The 923-nt window shown below is 21.0% G+C and carries 1 protein-coding gene; it reads left to right on the forward strand.

From position 1 onward, the window contains the following. Window positions 1–813, forward strand: an 813-nt coding sequence (locus D9R21_RS07770; RefSeq protein WP_158614004.1) for a hypothetical protein, incomplete at its 5' end; no start/stop codon positions are given. Window positions 814–923 lie beyond the last annotated feature (110 nt).

The raw sequence follows: 923 nt of genomic DNA on the forward strand, positions 1-923 counted from the left end.
GATGGAACAAATGAACCAAACACACCTTTTATATCACCAAAAACAGGACAAATTACAGATTGGAATTTAAAACAACAAAATAATATAAACAATGATGATGAAATTAAAGTAACTGTTAAAAACAAAGATATTTCAGAAAACCCTATTTATCAATTAGAAGCAAATTACTTTAATTGATTATCAATAACAAATGAATTAGAAACTAATAATATTCCTTCTCTTATTCCTGCGGAAATTAAATTATCTGATGGAGAATATGGCAAATATTTAACTAATTTAATTGTTTCTAATGACAAAATAGAAGAATATTTAAATTATTTTTCGCAATGATATAGATTACTTTATTCAAAAGCAGTTTGAATAAGTACAATTAAAAGTTTACTTGAAGATAATATTAAAATAACTTTTCAAAAGCATGAAAAAATATTTAATTTAAATCAAATTGAAATATCGGGAATATGAGGTTATGGGAATTATGATATAAATATTTTTATTGAAAAAACAAACGAAAAAATTATTGAAGGAAAAGATATAAACTTAGAATTAATTAAAAGCACCTCAATTGGAACAAAAGTCAGCGGAAAAGATAGAGATACATATTTACAATTAATAGAATTTAATGTTTGATATTTATATAAAAATGGTATTGAAGATGAAAAATCTTATTCAAACATTGCAGTTGTTAATTTTCTAAAACAATCAAATAGTGTAATATTTTCCTATCCACCAGTAAAAGAACAAATTAATATTGATAATTTACAATTATTTAATAAAAATAATGAAAAACTTTCATTAATTACATTAGAAATATAAAAAGTCATTTATTGAAATGACTTTTTAATTTATATATTTTCTTATTATTTAACATTTATATTATTGTTATGATCAAGATATAAATCAGGTACTGGTTTATCTACTGAATT

Origin of the sequence: Spiroplasma endosymbiont of Megaselia nigra (assembly GCF_003987485.1) — a bacterium.
In the GTDB taxonomy this organism is placed as follows: domain Bacteria; phylum Bacillota_I; class Bacilli_A; order Mycoplasmatales; family Mycoplasmataceae; genus Spiroplasma.